Below are 15,726 nucleotides of genomic sequence, written 5' to 3'. Positions count from 1 at the left end.
TCCAATTATTCCTTTTCGTTAAATTTCTTTTTTAAATTCTTTGCTTTTCCAATAATAGGTTTAATTTTTTCAAAATCGCAAATTTCCTGCAAATTAAATCTTTCAACAATCTTTTTAAAACCCTCCTCCGTATTTAATTCTTCCAAAGAGACATTTATATAAGTAATCTTAGGAAATGTCTCTTTATATTTTTCGCCCAATGCGTAGGTCTCGTCATAATACCACTTTAGAAGCATTTCCGATTTCTTTTCAAAAAATTTAGGATAGGTTTTAATGGTGCTATTCCATTCTCCTTTTAACAACCAATAAAACTTTAACAAATAGCGATAAACGTTGTACCAAAACCTATTGATTGGGGGTGGAATCAAATAATTGTGATAAGGCACAATTATCCGTTTCCTTCCTAAAAAAGAAAAAGGCCCTGACTGCACACGTTGGGTGCTTTTAACAACTTCATTCTTAGTACGTTTTAACACAATCACCCCAATTTCATTCTGGGGGATATGATTTGGCAATTCCCATCCGAAACCCTTAACGAAGAGATGACTGGTGTCCACATATAGTTTCGTAGGATCCTCAAAAATCTTATCTACTTTAAAATGTAGTTGGTCTCTTAACGGCTTTCTGTTACCGTCCAGATTTGCACGCATTAATTCATTATGCAGTAAAGGTTTATGCTCATGGTAGGCTCTGCATTTGTCCAACTGTTTGAAAAGACCACATAGATAATCGGTACCACAACGGCCTGTACTGATACAAAATATATATTTTACGCTCATTTTAAGCAATATTTTAAGTAGGACCTTACCACGTAAAACAAATATATCTTATAAAGATTTATGCTTCCCGATATTGTAATCATTGAAATAAAAGGTCTGTGCAGAAAAGGAATTTTAAGAGGCCTTATCTGGGTGAGAAGTTTTTCTTTTAGTTCGCACCTCGCTTTATAGCCTTCGGTTAGCGCAATCATTTTTGCAACTGATCCATAAGTTTTGAACAATATTTTTTTCCTAAACTCCAAAGGAGTCTGGGTTGTAATGTAATATGGAATATGTTCCTGTACCAAAGGCTCCCAGTAGGTAAAAACCTTATGGGCTTGAACTTTGTTTTGTCTGGAAACTGTAGAATCCTGATGTCTATGATACAACATTACATACTTGTCAATATGGGCAATATTACATTCCATACCCAATTTGACCAAAAAAGCAGCATCTTCTCCTAAAAGAAGGGTGGTATTGAAATTCCCTGTTTTCTCAAAAACTCTTTTTCTGTGCAAAAAACTGGGTGTCCCAGGCAGCGTACCATAATCAAGCCAGCGAATTCCCCAATATTGGTTGTGATTTATTATTATTTCCAAGGATTCGTGCGGCAGGACAATATCTTCAATGTGTTTATGAGTTTTAATTATATTACCAAAAACACTGTCCAACATTTCGTCATTCTCCAGAACCTCCATCAAAGCCTTCAAGGCATTCGGAAATAATTCATCATCAACATCAAAAAAATAAATATAATCCCCCTTTGCATAACCTAGACCTTTGTTTCTAGCTGCAGCAGCACCTTGGGTTGTTTCCTTAAGGAGCATTACCCTTTTGTCCTGCTTCTTGATTTTCCTAAGCAGCTCTAAGGAATTGTCAATAGAGTTATTGTCTATAAAAATGAGCTCAAAATCAGAAATTTCTTGCCTCAACACATATCGATAGGCATTTTCAACAAACTTTTCACCATTAAATACGGGTATGACTATAGATAATTTCATTCGTCATACACTTTTGTGCAACAGTACCATACGGAAAGTGTTAGCAACATACTCAAAGGATGCGAATATTTTACGGCATCCACAGTTTTAAAGTTATTGTAGAACCGGGCGAGCAAAGGTTTTGAAATAAAAGGATGCAGGTTTTCGGAAAAAAGCCGTTGCTGTAGCTTTTCGTCATTTTCCATTCCCAAAAACTGAAGCTCCCAATTACGCTGTATGTAGGGTTTGCCCATCTTTTCCTTTACAGTTCTTTTAAGTTTATTGCCAATTCGGTATGGCAGATTATTCGGATACTTGTTATTTTGAAAGTTATAAAGATTGAATGGCCTATGGTCTTGCCATGTTATTTTAGCCAATTCAGGGCTTTGCTGCTTTATATATTCTAACTGTAATTTTCTAGCGGCAAGATATTCTTCGGGAATAGTACAGATAAATTCACACATCCTATCATCATAATAAGGTAAACTTATAGGGTGTGCCACGTCAAATACCGAAAGGTTCACTGAGGTCCAACGCGGTGCCCAATACAAGCTTTTAAAGGCGCGTAGTTTAGCGCTTGTATTTTCTATTTTTATTGTAGCGTGCAAATCCACAATTCTTTCACGCAAATAACTTTCAAAATCACCTTCCAACTCCCACTCCTGCCATAGTGCCGTTGCAAGCTCCATCCCGCCTTTTTTGACTACTTTTTTTAAAATGGTTTCTAGCAGTTCACTTTCAGTTGTTCCTTCAGGAGCTCCGCGATCAAAAAGTACATCGCCCCAATGACCGAGGGAAAAAGTACCCTCCAACTTTTTGAATTCGTCTAAAACCGCCATTTGGCGCGGATGGGTAAAATCTGAATAACACTGGTTTATGGAAGCCAATTCTTCCAGTTTTGGCCAGAGGTATCCTGATTCTATAGTAAATTCCTTAAAATCAAAACCGCACACTTTCGCAATTTTCTTTCCGATCCCACTTTCTGAAAAGCCGCCTTTAAAGGAATAGCTATATGAAGTTACGGGGTTTTTCATCTTACTCAATGCCACGGCTTGGGTACGGCTATCCAATCCCCCAGAAAGGGGAAGAATAACTTTTGAATCTTCAAGCTGTTCGGAAATGATTTGCTCAAAAAGCGAAGTAAATTCCTCCAAAGCAGTTTCAAAGCTAATATCCCTAGGACTGTAATGCCATTGAAACCAAGGTTTGCTTTCAATTAAAAACCCGTTATCGTCAAGAATATTTTCAGATGCAGCGGGAAGTACTTTTTTATCTTTCCAATAAGTATCCGTATCCAAAAAAAAACCAGTAGCTGCAAATATGCATATTGCTTTTTTGTCCAGTTCGTGCGGGGCGTTGGCCTTGGCGAATGTTTGATGGATTGGAATTATGGGGGTTTTTATTGTTGGCATTGCTGTTTTTATACGATTGGTAAAAGTAATTAAATATTTTGGTTGGGGGGGCAAAAAACTCCCCGTCCCGCCAAAGCGGGACACCCCTCTTTGAAAAAAAAGAGGGGAGCCTTTGTTAAGTACCACTAATGTAATTCCGTTAAAATCTTGATTTTAGCAAAAAAGGTTCCTCCTTTCCCAAATGAGCCTATGCTGCGGAGCCGAAGTAGAGATGTCCGCTTGCCGGCAAAGAGTTTATTCATTTCATTCCCAAAAATCAACCTTATTGAGATGAAAATAAAGGATTAAAAATGGAGCTAAAAAAATTTGGATACAGATAATCACACTATATTATGTCTATATTTTCATACAGATTTTTGAGGGCAATAATTTGATCTTTAATGTCGTATCTGGCTTTACTTCTTTCGACTCCATTTCTTTTCAAAATAATATAGTCTTTGTTAGAAATTTTTGTAAACTGCTCCAATAATGCAGCCAGTTCAGGGACATTTCTATTCTTAAAAATAAAACCTGTTTTCTCGTGCTCAATATTTTCTTCTAATCCTTCGGCATCAGAAACTAAACAAGGCAGCCCTATAGCCTGTGCTTCTACTACAGCATTAGAAAAACCTTCTTGAACGCTAGGTAGTAAAAATACATCAGAATTTAACAAAGCCTTTCGAATTTCAGTTTGTGACAATCTCCCCTTCAATTTAACCTTGTTCGTCAATCCCAGATCACGAATCAAGAATGTGAGTTCTTCTCTTTGTTTTCCTTCTCCTATTATGATATACTCAAAGTTTAAACCCTTATCATGAATTTTCTTCAGTGCCTCTAAGCCATACGCCAAACCTTTTTTCCAAGATAATCTGCAAACAGTAATTATTCTTAGTGGATTACTCCTTGCTCGATTAAAGGAAGCTTCTGCCGTATAAAATAAATTTAAATCTATGGCTGGATTAATCTTAATAATTTTATCCCTTACCAATGGATTAATTTTCAATAACTGTAGGGATAAATCATCGGATATGGAGTGAATCTTTACGGCCTTGTTCGTCGCATCCACAGTTGTCTGCCAAGCATCGGGATATAAAAAACTAGAAATAGAAAGTTGACTCCCTCTAATGCTGACAACAATTTTAGCATTAAGAATCTCATCAAGTTCTCTAAATATTTTGAAAGATTGAATCCACTGCAAATGAATAATGTCTGGTTGGTGATATATCATTGGGAGTATAATTAAACTTTTTTTATAGATACTATATGCCTCCTCACTTTTTATGTGTCTATAATACCAAATTGCCTTTTTATAATTAAAAAAGAGATTCAAAAAAACATATTTCAATATAAAATAAAAATTATAACCTTTATTTTTATCGGAATATGTGAAAAATTTTATATTATAATCCTCTTTAGTTTTTCGTTTTAGTTTACCATATATATGAACTTCAACACCACTATCAGCTAACCCTCGTGCTAATAAGGTCAGAAAGGTGGTGTCGGGATAAGTCCCTGTATAAATCGCTACTTTTTTCATAATATGAATTAATAATTTTTATTAACGGAAAACTATTCACAAGAAATTTTAGAAAAATTATTTAAACAATAGTTCAGTGCAAGAATTAAGCTTTATTATAAGACTTAATTTTTTCTTATAAAAATTCATCGAATAAAGTGAGTTATCTAGACATTCATTTTTTAATGAGTATCTACCTTATTATCTTGATTTTTAAAATCTTCTAGGTCAGACAATAGACGTTTAACCTTTATATATAATAGATATTTTGTTCTAATAAGTTTTCCTGTATAAAAAGTTTCGATGAAATTCCTTTGATACTTTAAAAGGATAGATTTTTTTAGAGAAGAAGCTAGTTCTAAAGAGAAATGCTTTTTACATATTTTATAAGAGTGAACATCTAGCATAAGACTTCGACTACCTAAATCTCTTGAACCTCCTTCACTTGCCGCAATGTGTAACAATTTCGCTTTCGAATTATACCAGGTCGCATATCCATTTTTGAATAAGTTAATTGCTATTTCTCGATCTTCTCCTGCACCGGTTGGATCAAAACTTTGATCAAATCCGCCTATTTTATGAAATACTGAGGTTTTAATTGCTGAACAACCCGCTGGAAATGAAAGTGTAATTCTAGATTTTTCCGAGTTTGGATTGCTAGTAATTGTTTTAATAAAATTAGAATTATTTTTTTTTAGAAAGTCATCATCTGTCATTAAATAATTTCCTTCGGGGTCACAAATTGCACCTGCTACAGCATCAAACCTATCCTTTATTATCGGACTTGTGACTTCTTCAATAAAATCATTATAAACCCGTGCATCGTCATCTAAAAAAACTAATATATCACCTTTAGATTTTTTTACTCCAACGTTTCTGGATATACACGGACCTCGTGTATTCGTAAAAATATGTTTACAATCAGCAATGAATTGTTTATTATCAGATTGATCAATAACTATAATTTCAAAATTTGAAACTGTTTGGTTTTGAAGATCATCAACTAATAAAGTAATATACTCATATCGATTTCTGGTAGGAATTATTACACTTATAAACATTAGACAAATCTACAGGTTTAAATAGTTTGGTTTTTTAACAATATTTTGCTTACGGCTTTGGGCTATTATTTCAATATTTTTTTTAAATATTCTGTATTTTTTAAGATAGCCACATATTGCACGGTTATTTAGTTTAAACGCATTTATCAAGATCAACTTATTAATATGCTTTAATTCATTATTTAAAGCTCTTTCAGAGTAATGGTCGTTTATATTAGCATATTTAATCTGAAGCTTTTTAACTTCATCCAAGTAATAAGCCTCAGAGAACAAATAATTAGGTGGTTCGCGCCTTTTTTTACTGTCATGGAATATAAAACTACCAGTTACAACGCCTATTTTTATTTTATGGAAATTTAATCTTTGACAATAGTTATTATCCTCCCCATAATGGTGAAATATAGGATCAAAGCCTCCTACTGCTTCAAATGTCTTTCTTGGAACTAGCCAAGCCGCCGCATTAATAAATGGTACTTCATAAAGTAATTTTAATTCTTTCTGTAAAACATAATCTGAATAAAGCTCAATGTTTTTAAGAGTGAATTTGGAAAAATAGTATTCAAGCTTACTTCCATCCCAATCAAGGTGAAACGGGCTCAATACCCCATATTCTGGATAGTCGTTTGATACCTTTATAAGTTTTTCCAAAGTATTTTTTTTAATCATCGCATCTTGATTTAAAAGAAAAATGAAGTCAGCTCCTTTTTGCAAAGCGTATGAAATGCCTAAGTTATTTGCCTTACCAAAACCTAAATTTTGTTCTTGTGCTAACACATAGATATCTGTGTATTTCCTTTTAATATAACTCACAGTATTATCTACGCTATTATTATCTACAATAATTATGTTATTTTGAAAAGAGCTTTCGTATAAGCTATCGATACATTTATCAATCCATCGCCTTCCGTTATATGTAACAATTACCGTATAAAAACTAAACATCAGCTGTTTATTAAATATTTATTTTCTTATATTAAATATGGAAATACCGAAAAAGGTTTTCAGAAATAAATTTAAAACATATTTTTTATTGTTAACCTTTTTCATATAAGCCCTCTTTAGAGTTCTTAACTCTTTATTCAGAGCATAAAATGACCCCAGTTGTTTAACAAAAAAATCAGCGTGTTTAACACTCATGTATTGAAGCATTTCTTCTTTTTGTTCCTTCTGAAGATTTGTTATCATTGATACTTTCTTGACCCTATAATAAAAACCTATACTGTCAATTTTTTTTACAGTGCCACCATTCTTCAATAATGATATCCAAAATTCCCAGTCCTCAAGACCATAAACCATATTAATATCATAACCTCCAATATCTAACCAATCCTTTTTATAAAAAAATGAAGCACAGAAAATCATATTTATTTGTGCTAGTTTATTTAAAGAGAAATTTGGCAAAACCCATATACCTTGTTCTATCCCAAATTTCTGAGCTTTACAATAAACAAGTTTAACAGTTTCGTCCTTTCTAAACTCTTCCAAAGACAATTCGATATAATTATCTGCGATCTTGTCATCGGCGTCCAGTGGAAGTATAATCTCTCCTTTTGCTTTATTAATTCCAACGTTTCTGGCATTACTCAATCCTCTATTTTTTATCTTAATGTAACTAAATCTTGAGTCTTTTATCAGCCATTCATCAGCTATCCTTTTAGTTTCGTCCGGAGACCCGTCATCAACTATGATACATTCCCAGCGCGAATGGGATTGCTTTAAAACCGATTCTAAAGCTTCCGGTAAATACTCAGCTTGATTATAACAAGGTAAAATTATAGAAATCAAAACACCCGTCATTTTAGTTTAATTTTTAAAAATCTTTCGCCTTTATTCAGAAAATAATAAGAACCCAGTGAAGTGGTAATACTCATTGCAAAAAGCAGTTTCTTATATATACTTCCAGGCATAAACTTTAAATTTTTTATTAAAAACTTGTAACAATAAAATGCTAATTTATAATTTCGTTTTTTTAAAGTGAATTTATATAATTTTAATAACTCATTATATTTTTTGAGAAGAGTTTTATCGCTTAATTTTTTGTGAAAATTCTTTAAAATTCTCTGAATTATAAGAATATTCGAAAAAATCTTTTCCTGGCTATCAACACTCGATCTTGACATATTATCAAGGTGATAATTAAATGTGACTAATGGCTCTTCACATGCATAATAGTTTTCTGAAACGGATAATACCCGCATGTGAAAATCGTAATCTTGCCCTTGGTATAGTTGTTCATCAAAAAATAATTTATTACTTAACAAGAAAGATTTTTTCCATAATGGAGCCCCCGTCAACCAAAATATTTTAAACATTATATAGTCTTCAAATATATTCTGAGATATTAATTTAGGAGCCTTAAGTCCAATAATCTCTTTATTATCATAATCAACCATCATAGTCTGACAAATTACGAAATCATAAATGGAGGAGTAGAACTGTTTTATTTGTAACTCAATTTTATTAACGTGCATCAAATCATCACTATCGAACCAGTTTACATAAATTCCGTTGCTAACCTCAAATCCATAATTCCTAGCCGCGTTTCCACCAGGCAATCTGTTTTCGGGCCTATGATAGAATTGAAATCTTGAATCCTTCGATGTATATTGTGCTAGGATCTCATCGGTATTATCCGTACTCCCGTCGTCCACTACGATACATTCCCAATTTTGGTAGGTTTGTGCTAAAACAGAATCCAGTGTCTCCCCAATTAAACTAGCTCGGTTGTAGGTCGGGATAATGATGGAAACTAATGGGTGTTCAGTTAGCACGAGAATGGTTCTTTGGCTTCAAAAATAAGGAAAACAACACGGTAAATTCCAAATTCTAAATACCAAATTCCACAAAAGTCGAATCAACAGATTCAACCGCACTTAAGAAGGTATAATCTGAATTATTGAGGTTCCAGATTTACGCTTATATCGTCAACCTATTTTTAAACATTTAATATTTAATACTAAAGGCTTACCCCATTCCTAGCACCATTCTCATTTCAAAAAAGATGCTGAGCAAAAAGGCTATACCCAACTACTAAATAATCTGTGCTGAAAAAGGAACCTACATCTTTCAAGAAAATATTTGCCTCAAAACAAATTTAAGTTGCTTTTTACTAAAATTATTTCTAATTCTCCTATCCACAAGAAGCAATTTTAAATAAGAAAAATGCTTTACTGTTTTTTCTTTGGAGGAAATATAATGCTCAAAATATTTTTGATTAAAAAACTCTATAAAGTTATTTTGTAACTTCTGTAATATAGTCCAATCTCGCATAACCTTATACATTTTGCTTCTACTCGCATTTAATTTCTTTGTGTGAATAAAGCGATTATCTGAATGCACACAACGCATCGCAAGGGGTTTTTCAAATTCACCAGTATATAAATTTAGAGCATAAGCAGCTTGCCATAAAAAAATAGTGTCTTGGTGCAAACGTAAAGATGCGTCGAATTTTATTTCCGAAGTTAAAAGTTGTTCGCGCTTTATGGTAAATGCATCAATACTAAAATATCCATCATAATCTTTCGGATTATCGAAATCAGTCAAAAACGCGAAGAGATGATCTGGATCTACCGGCTTGTTTACTGTAGTAAGAGTATTATGATCAAATCCTTTGGCCTCCCAAGCCTTTGCTCCTACAGCATCCAAATACTCCACTCCAATTGCCCCATATACTCCATCTGCATCAGGGTGTTTTTTAAAAATCTCCTTTTCCTTTTGAAAGCGTATTTCCGTATAATAGTCATCAGCATCTAAAAAAGCGATGAAGTTTTGGGTTGCATTTCTAATACCCAGATTTCTAGTTGCTCCGGCGCCTTGATTCTCCCCCTGATTATGCTGAAAGAGTTTAACAATATTGTGTTGCTGACGCAATTCCTTACAAATTTGTAATGTATTATCTTTAGATCCGTCCTCAATTAATAATATTTCTTTAACCTCTGTGTGTCGAAGCGCACTTTTTACGGCTCGTTCAACAAAAGAAGCGGCATTATAGGCAGGGATGATTACTGAAACTTCCATTGGATTAAATATATGGCATTTGACCTTCCGTATTTGATTGTCTACTTTTGGCAATATCAGCTCTCAGCTGAAACATCAATTTTCGTTTTATCTGACAATCCTCAGCTTTTTGAAATTGCAATTTTAAAACAAATCTTCTTTGTTTACTTAAAAGATAGCGAGCACGGGCGCTATATTTTTCCTCAAAATTAGTAACATTTATATCCGCCCAGTCCACTTTCAAATAGCGCTCAAATTCTTTATAATAAGCTTCGGAATATTTTTCGATATTATATTCACCCCTATTTTCCCTATCATGATAGATTGTGGCATCTGGCACAATTCCTATATTAAGTTTATGATAGCGAACACGCTGGCAATAATTTCTATCTTCTCCATAATGAAAAAACAATGGATCAAAACCGCCCACCTTTTGCAGACAATTCCGAGTAATAAGCCATCCGGCGGCATTCACAAATTCAATTGAATAAACCGAAGATAGATTTTTACTAAGAAGATCAAATAGTAGCGTACTGCTTAATTTATATCGATTTAGGTATATTAAAAATCCTTTATCTAAGTGAGTGCCCTGACCATTAAGATGTATTGGACTCAAAACATCATAATCTTGATTTTTCTGCTGTGTTTCAAGTAACTTTTCAATGCAACCATTCTTCAAATATGCATCTTGATTTAATAAAAAAACATATTCCGCTTCTTGTTCAATAGCGTAGCGGATCCCTATATTATTCGCTTGTCCAAATCCTAGATTTTTATTTTGCCTCGACAAGTGCACCTCTTGATAATTTTCTTTAATATAAGCTACTGTTCCATCTGTGGAATTATTATCCACAATTATAACTTGATATCCTTTGGTGCTATCCAAACATTTTTGAATCCAAGGCATGGCATTATAAGTAATAATTATTATAAAACAAGTCATTTCAATCAATTTAATTAAATAAAACTAGTTTATTTGAAAAATTCATAATTAATTTTATCGAGTCCGTTATTATAGCTTTTCTTGATTTTTTTCCTCTATTCATTAACCTATAATACAGCAAAAAATAACTATTCACTACATAATCCAATAAAGATATTTTTTTAGCATACTGAAATACAGTATATGCTACAAAAGACTGTAGTTTGTAATAATCAAAATTACTGTTGTATTTAGAAATATACTTAGCTATCTTAAAATCTTTTTTTAGTTGGTCTGCTGTAACTGTTCTTGATATTCCTCCCTCATTTTTTCTATAAACTGCCGTTACATCTTTTAATAATTTGATTTTTCCAGAACAAGCAATTAACATAAATAATACTCTATCGCCTGATAATATGTCGAGCGGAAAATCTATTTTGAAGGCTGTAGCTCTAAACAAGAATGTAGCAGTATGAAACTTTCTTGCTTGTAATAAGTCGTTTAAATTTAAAATACTCTCCTTACTCTCTCCAAACAAATGATTATGTGCTTTATTAGGATATGTAGTTTCAGAATTAGAGCCAATTCCACTATAATCTGGATTTTTTTCCATAAAATCCACCTGCTTTTGCAGTTTTAAGGGGTCTGTCCAGTAGTCATCGCCTTCGCAAAGAGCTATGTATTTGCCTTGTGCCATTTTAAGACAGGACAAAAAATTTAATTTTCCGGGTATATTGGGAGGGGCGCTAAGGTTACTTTTATGAAAATTCAAGCTAAACCCAATTAGTGGATTTTTATTTTTTTCAATTTCTTTTAATATAATCGCTTGATTATTGTCAATAGAACAATCATCACCTATTATAACCTCAATTGGGAAATCTATCTGTTGTTTGCATATACCTTGAATGCATTCAGCAATATATTCTTCTTGATTATATGTTGGAACTATAACACTTACTTTTACCACAAATACTTCAATTTAAATTACAAGTTCAGCATAACCAAACCCCGAAGCACCAAAGCCGTTTCCGTTATAAATTAGATATCGCTTTCCGTTATAAACATAAGTTGTACAGTATTCATTCATAATGGAATCCCAACCTGTTTCGCTTTTAACTATTCCTGCTTTGTTGTCCATTCTTTCCCAAATGATACCATCTTTTGATTCTGAATAACCTATTGAATAACTTGCTTTTTTATCTTCTCTATATCCATTGGCCTTTCTATTTGAATGGAACATTTTATAGATACCATCTTCCTTATAGACACAGGGACGGCCAATGGCGTCTATAGTACCAAATTCAAAATCTATACAAATTTGGTTGTTTCGCTTCCAATTGATCCCGTCTGTTGATTCGGCATATTTAATATTGTAAAAAGGTTCTGGGTGGTCATTGATCATTTCAATTTTTTCACAGCTTAAATACCACATACGCCATAAACCATTTTCTACTAAGACGCAAGGTTGCCCCACCCAGATGGGGTCAAAAATAGACCTATCCATTATTGGTCCACTGAACATCTTAGCAAAGGATAATCCATTATCTTCACTAACGGCTATCCCTATTGAAAGCCTATAGGATGCTTCCACACTTTTATTCCATGCGGTATAATATAAATATAACTTCCCATCATGATTTACAAACCAAGCGGGCATGGTGCCAGAATCATCAAAACTTCCTCTAGACCCTTTAGATAAAATAGGTTTATCGTGTTGATATACAATATTTGTTGGGTTATCAGCTTTAACATCAATAAAAGAAGTGGACGAAGCGCTGTTTTCATCACGTGTGGCATAAAAAATTCGAACCAAACCATTATCCATAAGCATCGCAAATGGAACCTGTGCATGGGAGCGGCTCCAAGGCAAATCGCCAGTTGGTTTAAATATCAATCCTTTCTTTTCCCAATTCATAATTAATATACTTCGTAACTAATTTTATTTTCAATTTTCTTTGCTGGGTTGCCCACATAAATACCCCACTCTTCCGTTTCCTGTTTTGTTAAGCCTGCGCCCATAGCTATCAAAGTTCCTTTGGCCAAATGTGTGTAATCTCGTATAGTAGCATTTACCCCAAAAAAACAATGGGATTCTACAATGCAATGCCCTGAAAGAACTACATGAGAGGTAAAAAACACATGGTCTTTGATTATACCGTGATGGCCAATATGGTTTCCACTCCATAACACAACATTATTACCAATTTTAGTAAATGGTTGAATGGTGTTGTCTTCCAAAATAAAACAGTTTTCTCCTATTTCATTATCAAATATTGTGGCCTTACTACTTATGTATGTTATGAATTTATATCCTTTTGCTTTTCCATCGTTGTAAACTTGCTCGCGCAGTTTGTTCATATTTTTAGCAGTCATCGGTGCAAACAAATGATATTCTTTAGGCGGGTAAAGTGTTTCAATCTCTTCAAAGGCTATAACTGGCAAGCCCCTAAACTCCGTTATACTCAAATACTCCTTATTTACTGTAAAAGCAACCACTTCGTGATCAGAATCATGTTCAAGGTAGTAGTGTGCTAGCTCAGCAGTGTCTAAAAGACCAAATATTACAACTTTTGCCATACTTAAGTAAGTTTATAATTTGATAAAAGCAAGTTTATTTTCTGAACAGAATTGAACATCAAAACATCAATTATAGAAAGACCTTTTATAAATGAATTTCCAAATTGGGTGTAAGGTACTAACTCATTTTCAATAAAGGAAAGTGTAATGCCTTCTGTATTAAAAGTATCTTTTTTATACAACTCCTTTCCACCCGAAGGATTTATATAATGGTCACTACCATTTTCCTTACAAATAGCGATAAGTCTTTCAGCTTGTGAAAAGCATATAGTAGTTGGATAATCTATAGAGCTAATCTCAAATTGGGTATCTAATTGCAAATACTGTGAGATCTCCATAACACTCTCCATTGCCAGGGTCGAAATTTTACTAACATCCTTTTTTAACACACTATTCAGTATCTGGAAAGTTTGGTCAAAATAGGGCGCGTTTTTATAATTCTGTTCAATGGTTTTAAAAAATTGTGACAGCCACTTTTTATCAATAGCAGTTTCAATTTCATTGATCAATTTGTTCTGCGAAGCTTTTTTTAATGGCAGAGTAAACATCGCTGCATAATTGTCAACAAGAATTTGATTGCGATTAATCCACCCACGTTTTATAAAATTTACATCGTCATAAAAAATAAAGGTATCAACAGTATTTATGAGCTGGAAATACCCAATATAGGGGAAAAGATAAGGCTGCATAATCGCAATTTTCATCTGTATAAAATATTTGAGAAATAGGAATGCTTCGACTGAGCTCTGCACAGAAATGGAATGCCCAAATATAAACCTTTAGTGAATTTGCAAATTGTTAATAGGCATTTCATAATTCCTCATTTATGATATTACATATTTTTAAAACTACACCATCAGAAAGGTCATGGTATAAAGGAAGGCAAAGGACACGAGAAGCGATGTTTTCCGAAATTGGGCAAGGTTTTTTATCAGCATATGGCAATAAGTTTAAACTTGGGTAAAAATAACGTCGTGGAAAGATATTTTCTTTGTTTAGTAATTGCTGTATGGCAAGTAATTGTGTTTCATTCTCAAACAACACAGGATAATATGAGTAATTCCATTGCGTATCTTCCCTCAACTTCAAGGCGGAAACACCTCCCAAATTATTTTTGTATAATTCGGCAACTCTTTTTCTTGCTTCGAGAATAGTTTCAATATATGGTAATACAGCCAATCCCATTGCCGCCTGAAGTTCGCTCATTTTGGCATTGACACCCAGGCCCTGAAAATCCTCATTTCCTTTATGACCAAAGTTGTGATGATAAAATAATTTTTTTTGAAATTCCCTGTCTTTTGTAAATAAAGCACCACCTTCTCCAGTATGGAACAATTTGGTGGCATGAAAGCTACAGGTACTCACATCGCCATATTCAAAAATGCTTTTGCCTTTGTAAGTAACCCCAAAGCAATGAGCAGCATCATAAATAACTTTTAGGTTGTGTTTATGGGCAATCTTTTCAATAGTTTCTACATCACAGGGATTGCCAAATACATGGGTTGCCAATATACCGGTTGTCTTTGGGGTAATGGCAGCCTCAATTTTAGTTTCGTCTATGGTTAGATATTCGGGATGGATATCCACAAACACTGGGGTACAACCCTCCCAAACAATGCTGCTTGTTGTTGCTACATAACTGAAAGGTGTGGTTATAATTTCGCCTGTTAAGCCCAAGGCCTTTATTGCTATCTGCAAAGGCAAAGTACCATTGGTCATTGCTATTATATTCGGCACTTTTAAATATGCTTTTAGCTTTTCCTCTAGCTCCAAAACCAAAGCCCCTCGATTAGTTATCCAACCAGCGTCCCACGCGCGTTTTAAGACGGCGTTGTATTCTTCTTGAGGAGGTAAAAAAGTTTTGGTTACGTTAATCATTTTTTTTCTTTTTCTCGCTCGTTTTGTTTTCCCAAGGAAATGTTTTATGGAAAGGTTTTTTATTCAGAAAATCGCAAAGCCGAATATAGTCATTATCATCAGAAACATTAATAACAAGCAGTTTTTCTGGTCTACTTCTAAAATATTCTATTACTTGGTAATTGTGATTGTTATAATAATCTAATAATATTTCTTTATTATAAGGGTCATCATCAGGAGTATTAAAGACTGCTTTACTGGACTCATAGGCAAATCCTTTGTAACGATACTTGGCATTTTTTAAGTCCTCTGTTGTAGGCGGGTTTATTCCATCTGCCCAAAGTTTAGAGTGAAACTTTAATAAGGAATTGTACCATTGTTCGGGAGAATCACGCAGCGTTAGAATAAACTTGGCATTAGTAAAATATTGATCCAAAGCAATAAATGTAAAAGGAAATGAAAAAGGTGCATCCTGAAAGGCTTTAGCAGTTTTGGAAAGTTTAATAATTGAACTAAAATCCCTTTTATACCAATCTTTAAACAACAATTCTCCACTTGTTTGATCTCCCAATTTGAAATTAAAATCTTTTAAGACCTTTTCAAGAGTTGTAGTGCCTGTTTTATTTAGGCCGATGCAAAATATCTTAGATTTTTTATTTTTAAACAAC

General features: G+C 33.5%; 16 protein-coding genes. All 16 read right to left on the bottom strand.

Features of this window, described 5'->3' with window-relative positions; all coding sequences use genetic code 11:
- Positions 1–5: 5 nt before the first annotated feature.
- The 16 genes from ESV24_RS10090 to ESV24_RS10015 all read right to left on the bottom strand — a co-directional run bounded on the left by ESV24_RS10090 (position 6) and on the right by ESV24_RS10015 (position 15,725).
- Complete coding sequence (locus ESV24_RS10090) at positions 6–779, bottom strand: hypothetical protein (RefSeq protein WP_111816149.1); 774 nt, start codon at positions 777–779, stop codon at positions 6–8.
- Positions 776–1,759 (bottom strand): glycosyltransferase family 2 protein, encoded by a 984-nt coding sequence (locus tag ESV24_RS10085; RefSeq protein ID WP_111816148.1) that lies wholly within the window; start codon positions 1,757–1,759, stop codon positions 776–778. The genes ESV24_RS10090 and ESV24_RS10085 overlap by 4 nt, the downstream gene beginning before the upstream one ends.
- Complete coding sequence (locus ESV24_RS10080) at positions 1,756–3,150, bottom strand: asparagine synthase-related protein (protein WP_111816292.1); 1,395 nt, start codon at positions 3,148–3,150, stop codon at positions 1,756–1,758. Before ESV24_RS10080 ends, ESV24_RS10085 begins: the two co-directional genes overlap by 4 nt.
- Before the next feature lie 325 nt (positions 3,151–3,475).
- Positions 3,476–4,666 (bottom strand): glycosyltransferase family 4 protein, encoded by a 1,191-nt coding sequence (locus tag ESV24_RS10075; protein ID WP_111816147.1) that lies wholly within the window; start codon positions 4,664–4,666, stop codon positions 3,476–3,478.
- 161 nt (positions 4,667–4,827) lie between these two features.
- Entirely contained in the window at positions 4,828–5,706 is an 879-nt protein-coding gene (locus ESV24_RS10070) for a glycosyltransferase family 2 protein (RefSeq protein ID WP_111816146.1), read from the bottom strand.
- 9 nt (positions 5,707–5,715) lie between these two features.
- Complete coding sequence (locus ESV24_RS10065; protein ID WP_111816145.1) at positions 5,716–6,648, bottom strand: glycosyltransferase family 2 protein; 933 nt, start codon at positions 6,646–6,648, stop codon at positions 5,716–5,718.
- Positions 6,649–6,666: 18 nt separating this feature from the next.
- On the bottom strand, positions 6,667–7,503 hold the full coding sequence (locus tag ESV24_RS10060) for a glycosyltransferase family 2 protein (protein ID WP_111816144.1): 837 nt from the start codon (positions 7,501–7,503) through the stop codon (positions 6,667–6,669).
- The gene (locus ESV24_RS10055) at positions 7,500–8,477 is read right to left on the bottom strand and encodes a glycosyltransferase family 2 protein (protein WP_160110611.1); all 978 of its coding nucleotides are present in this window, start codon (positions 8,475–8,477) and stop codon (positions 7,500–7,502) included. Before ESV24_RS10055 ends, ESV24_RS10060 begins: the two co-directional genes overlap by 4 nt.
- Positions 8,478–8,772: 295 nt before the next feature.
- Entirely contained in the window at positions 8,773–9,723 is a 951-nt protein-coding gene (locus ESV24_RS10050) for a glycosyltransferase family 2 protein (protein WP_111816142.1), read from the bottom strand.
- 4 nt (positions 9,724–9,727) lie between these two features.
- Positions 9,728–10,645 carry a glycosyltransferase family 2 protein gene (locus ESV24_RS10045; RefSeq protein WP_146743160.1) on the bottom strand — a complete coding sequence of 306 codons (918 nt, stop codon included), beginning with the start codon at positions 10,643–10,645 and terminating at the stop codon, positions 9,728–9,730.
- Between the two features lie 10 nt (positions 10,646–10,655).
- The gene (locus tag ESV24_RS10040) at positions 10,656–11,591 is read right to left on the bottom strand and encodes a glycosyltransferase family 2 protein (RefSeq protein WP_160110610.1); all 936 of its coding nucleotides are present in this window, start codon (positions 11,589–11,591) and stop codon (positions 10,656–10,658) included.
- A 12-nt stretch (positions 11,592–11,603) separates the two neighbouring features.
- A complete protein-coding gene (locus ESV24_RS10035) occupies positions 11,604–12,539 on the bottom strand; it encodes a glycoside hydrolase family protein (protein ID WP_111816139.1) in 936 nt (311 codons plus the stop codon).
- Positions 12,540–12,541: 2 nt separating this feature from the next.
- Positions 12,542–13,201 (bottom strand): acetyltransferase, encoded by a 660-nt coding sequence (locus ESV24_RS10030; RefSeq protein WP_111816138.1) that lies wholly within the window; start codon positions 13,199–13,201, stop codon positions 12,542–12,544.
- A 2-nt stretch (positions 13,202–13,203) separates the two neighbouring features.
- Positions 13,204–13,905 (bottom strand): WbqC family protein, encoded by a 702-nt coding sequence (locus ESV24_RS10025; protein ID WP_111816137.1) that lies wholly within the window; start codon positions 13,903–13,905, stop codon positions 13,204–13,206.
- 106 nt (positions 13,906–14,011) lie between these two features.
- Positions 14,012–15,079, bottom strand: coding sequence for a DegT/DnrJ/EryC1/StrS family aminotransferase (locus ESV24_RS10020; RefSeq protein ID WP_111816136.1), 1,068 nt, complete (start codon positions 15,077–15,079; stop codon positions 14,012–14,014).
- Positions 15,072–15,725: a sulfotransferase gene (locus ESV24_RS10015; protein WP_146743159.1), complete on the bottom strand. Its 654-nt coding sequence runs from the start codon at positions 15,723–15,725 to the stop codon at positions 15,072–15,074. Before ESV24_RS10015 ends, ESV24_RS10020 begins: the two co-directional genes overlap by 8 nt.
- Between the last annotated feature and the right edge of the window lies 1 nt (position 15,726).

The sequence above is a fragment of the Aequorivita lipolytica genome (assembly GCF_007997135.1).
Taxonomy (GTDB): domain Bacteria; phylum Bacteroidota; class Bacteroidia; order Flavobacteriales; family Flavobacteriaceae; genus Aequorivita; species Aequorivita lipolytica.
This window is presented reverse-complemented; position numbering and strand designations above follow the sequence as displayed.